General features: G+C 60.9%; 4 protein-coding genes. 1 reads left to right on the top strand and 3 read right to left on the bottom strand.

The genetic code is table 11. From position 1 onward, the window contains the following. On the top strand, positions 1–958 hold a 958-nt coding region (locus VFE81_RS21790), incomplete at its 5' end, for an MFS transporter (protein WP_325046579.1). Between the two features lie 191 nt (positions 959–1149). Here the strand turns inward: VFE81_RS21790 and VFE81_RS21785 are convergent. The 3 genes from VFE81_RS21785 to VFE81_RS21775 form a co-directional block, all read right to left on the bottom strand. Further along, the gene (locus VFE81_RS21785; RefSeq protein WP_325046578.1) at positions 1150–2673 is read right to left on the bottom strand and encodes a CoA-acylating methylmalonate-semialdehyde dehydrogenase; all 1524 of its coding nucleotides are present in this window, start codon (positions 2671–2673) and stop codon (positions 1150–1152) included. A 194-nt stretch (positions 2674–2867) separates the two neighbouring features. Next, on the bottom strand, positions 2868–3947 hold the full coding sequence (locus VFE81_RS21780; protein ID WP_325046577.1) for a hypothetical protein: 1080 nt from the start codon (positions 3945–3947) through the stop codon (positions 2868–2870). A 30-nt stretch (positions 3948–3977) separates the two neighbouring features. Next, positions 3978–4088, bottom strand: a 111-nt coding sequence (locus VFE81_RS21775) for a DUF6429 family protein (protein WP_325044023.1), incomplete at its 5' end; no start/stop codon positions are given.

The following is a 4088-nucleotide window of genomic DNA, read 5'->3' as shown; positions in this document are numbered from 1 at the left end:
GACCTTCGTCTCCGATCTGGTCGGAGAAGCCGATCTGTCGAATGCGGTCGCGCTGAACTCTACCTCGTTCAACGCGGCGCGCATGATCGGACCCGCCGTCGCGGGGCTCCTGATCGCCTCGGTGGGTACCGGCTGGGTGTTTCTGATCAACGCGCTCTCTTTCGTCGCCGTGCTCTTTTCGCTGCGCACGCTACGCCTCAGCGAGCTGAATCTGAAGCCCCGCGCGACACGTACACGCGGCAGCTTTGTGGAAGGCTTCAAGTATGTGTGGACGCGCCCCGATCTGAAAGCTGCGCTGTTGATGCTGTTTCTGATCGGCACCTTCGGGCTGAACTTCCCGATCTTCATCTCGACCATGTCGGTCACCGCGTTTCATGCGGGCGCGAGCCAATACGGTGTGTTGAGCTCGACCATGGCAATCGGCTCGGTTACTGGTGCGCTGCTCGCCGCGCGCAGAGCGAAACCTCGTATGGCCCTGTTGCTCGGCGCAGCGACGATTTTCGGCGTGGGCTGCACGGTCGCCGCGGTGATGCCGAACTATGTGCTGTTCGGGCTCGCACTCGTCGTCATCGGCATGTCGACGCAGACGTTCACCACCTCGACGAACAGCCTCGTGCAACTTTCCACCGAGCCGGCCATGCGTGGCCGGGTGATCGCGATCCTGCTGGCCATCGCGCTAGGTGGCACACCGCTCGGCGCGCCGGTTGTCGGCTGGGTCGCGGATCGCTTCGGGCCGCGTTGGGCGCTCGGCGTCGGCGCTGCATCGGGCTTCGCGGCAGCGATAGTCGGTTTGATCTATCTGGTGAAGTATCGTCAGTTGCGCGTCTATGTCGAAGCGGGCTGGTTGCGCTACAGCGTCGACAGCCCGCGTCAGGCGCCGCTTTATGTCAGCCCGGCTACTGCGGTGCAGAATGCCGTGTTGAGTGAAGCGGAAGAGGATTCGTCGGCTGGTGTTTAAGGGCTGCGGCACGATAAGCAGTAGCCGGTGCTTCGGAATGAATGCGTGATCGCAACCGCGCCACCACCTGGTGTGATAGTGGGTTCGGTCACGGATCGTTTCGGCCCGCGTTGCGAATTCGACGGCACATTAAAAAACCGCGCCTGAAATCAGGCGCGGTTTTTTTCATTACGGCAATAGTGCTCTATCGGTTACTTCGCAACCGGCATCGTGAATTCAGCGCCCTTCGCGATGCTGTCCGGCCAGCGCTGCATGATGCTCTTGTAGCGCGTATAGAACCGCACACCCTCTTCGCCATATGCATGGTGATCGCCGAATAGCGAACGCTTCCAGCCGCCAAACGAATGCCATGCCATCGGCACCGGAATCGGCACATTGATGCCGACCATGCCCACCTGAATCTGCCGGCCGAACGCGCGCGCCACGCCGCCATCCGACGTAAAGAGCGATACGCCGTTGCCGAACTCGTGCGCGTTGATCAACTCGACTGCGCTCGCGAAATCGGGCACACGGACCACCGCCAGCACCGGGCCGAAGATTTCTTCCTTGTAGATCTTCATCTCCGTGCCGACCTGGTCGAACAGCGTACCGCCGATGAAGAAACCGTCTTCGTTCACGACCGGATGCGTACGACCATCGACGATCAGTTTCGCGCCTTCCGCCACGCCCGAGTCGATATAGCCGGCCACCTTGGCCTTATGTTCCGCGGTAACCAACGGACCCATTTCAGCGTCGAGGTTCTCGCCGTTCTTGATCACCAGCGACTTCACGCGCGGCACCAGACGCTCGATCAGTTCATCAGCGACATTGCCAACCGCCACCGCGACCGAGATCGCCATGCAGCGCTCGCCTGCCGAACCGTAGGCGGCGCCGATCAATGCATCGACCGCCTGGTCCAGATCGGCATCCGGCATCACCACCAGATGATTCTTCGCGCCGCCAAGCGCCTGCACGCGTTTACCGCGCTTCGATGCTTCCGTGTAGATGTATTCGGCGATCGGCGTGGATCCGACAAACGACAGCGCCGCGACGTCCGGGTGTTCGATCAGCGCATCCACGGCCACCTTGTCGCCGTTCACGACGTTGAACACGCCATCGGGCAAACCGGCTTCCTTCAGCAGTTCAGCAATGCGCAACGACGCGGACGGGTCACGCTCCGACGGCTTCAGCACGAACGTATTGCCGCAGGCAAGCGCCACCGGGAACATCCACATCGGCACCATCACCGGGAAATTGAACGGCGTGATGCCCGCCACCACGCCCAGCGCCTGACGCAGATTCCAGTTGTCGATGCCACCGCCGATCTGGTCGGTGAAATCGGTCTTCAGCAGATTCGGAATGCCGCAAGCGAACTCGACGACTTCAATACCGCGCACCACTTCGCCTTGCGCGTCCGTGAACACCTTGCCGTGTTCGCGTGTGATCAGCATGGCGAGTTCGTCGTGGTGCCTGTTCAGCAGTTCCTTGAATTTGAACAGAATGCGTGCCCGCTTGATCGGCGCGGTTTCGCTCCAGGCGGGAAAAGCGGCCTTGGCAGCCTTGACCGCCGCATCCACTTCCTCGACCGATGCCAAAGCGACCGAGCCGGTCACCTGACCGGTAGCGGGATTGAACACGTCCTTGACGCGGCCGCTAGTCGACGCAGCCGGCGCGCCACTGATGTAATGGCCTAACTGCTGCACCGACAGCTTCGCTTGTTCGTTCACTGCATTCATTTCGTTACCTCGTGTTCGGGATAGGCCGCAAGGGTTGACCTGCCAACTGTATCGACGGTGCCGGTCATATTCCCGATACAGCACAATAAAACCGCGCCTCACTGTATTGTTTTTTGCGCGGCAACTGTACTGGCCGGTGTACCGGCGTTACTCGAAAAGCCGATTGTGTCCACGGTCGATGATCCGCTCAGGCGTCAGCGCCATTGCTCAGTCAATTCGTTCGCCAGCACCATCTTCTCGCGGACGAGTTCGGTCAAACCGGCGTCCGCTCCGCTCTGCGTCTTAAGGAATTTCAACGCTGCGGAATGAACCGCTCGCATCGAGCGGCCATCGATCCCAGCCATGCGCGCCGCGCTGCGGCGCGTTTCCTCGACCAGATCGCGCGCGCTGCTGAAGTCGGGTGACAAGCCACTCTGCGCCTGAAACGCGGCACGCAATCCGGCCGCATAGTCGCGCGACTGTCCCAACCGGTCGACGTCGATCATCAGGTCGACGCCGTCCGCCATCCGCAACACACAGAGAATCCACAACGCGACGAACGCCCGATACGCATTGTTGCCTTCCGCCGTGCGTGCATATTGCTCGCAGGCTATGGCGTAGGCGTCATCCGAAGTCGGCACGGCGGGCGGCAAGCTCACGCCGCAGATTTCGATGGCCTGCCGGACCAGGGGATCCGACTGATTCAGGCCCAGCACGCGAAACGGTGCGGCCACGAAGAACGGATTGCCCCATTGCTGATTAAGCAGCCACCCCGAGGCAAACTGCGAGGCGGGATTTCGCAACACAGCCGCATGCATGGCGTGCGGGAAGGCGCGCTTGAGCCACGGCAAGCGTCCAGACGAACGGCAAAATTTGAAGACGGGTACGCTGCCTTGCGCGGCGGTCCGCTCGCACAGATGGGTCAAATAAGCCTGCAGCGCGGGAAATTCCATATCCGGCACAGTCGAAAATCGATCGGTATCGAAGCGTTTCCTGTATCCGTCTACACCGCGCGCACCCGCTTGCAGAAACGGCCGGTATTCTTCGAAATACGGCGCGGCGAGCGGCGGATGTCCAGAGGTCAGTGTAGGACGGGACGCGGAAACGTCGGCGAGGCTCAGGTCAGCGAGCACGTTGCTGAACGGTTCATAGAATCCGGTCACGGAATCGAGTGCGCGCAGACGCGACCAGATCCATGTTCCGGCGCTGCGCCACCCCGTGTGCAGAAATACCCCCTGTTTCAGGGCGCTGTGTTGCGGGTCTTCGGCTGGCTGGGAAGCGGGATCGTTCGGCATGCTAGTGTCGTGAGTTAGAAGTTCGTTGAATCACTTCCCGGTTCTTTCCGGAATGACAAAGTGCTGATAAAAAAGTCGCTCGGACTCGCGCAGTCCTTCTTCCGTAAAGATCACGGACTTCGTCTTGTTCACAGGGTCTTC

The organism is Paraburkholderia sp. (assembly GCF_035656215.1).
GTDB lineage: Bacteria > Pseudomonadota > Gammaproteobacteria > Burkholderiales > Burkholderiaceae > Paraburkholderia.
This window is presented reverse-complemented; position numbering and strand designations above follow the sequence as displayed.

Excerpts from the sequence above, each read along its gene's own strand:
- VFE81_RS21785 (WP_325046578.1), bottom strand. The coding sequence starts at position 2,673 with ATGAATGCAGTGAACGAACAAGCGAAGCTGTCGGTGCAGCAGTTAGGC.
- VFE81_RS21780 (WP_325046577.1), bottom strand. The coding sequence starts at position 3,947 with ATGCCGAACGATCCCGCTTCCCAGCCAGCCGAAGACCCGCAACACAGC.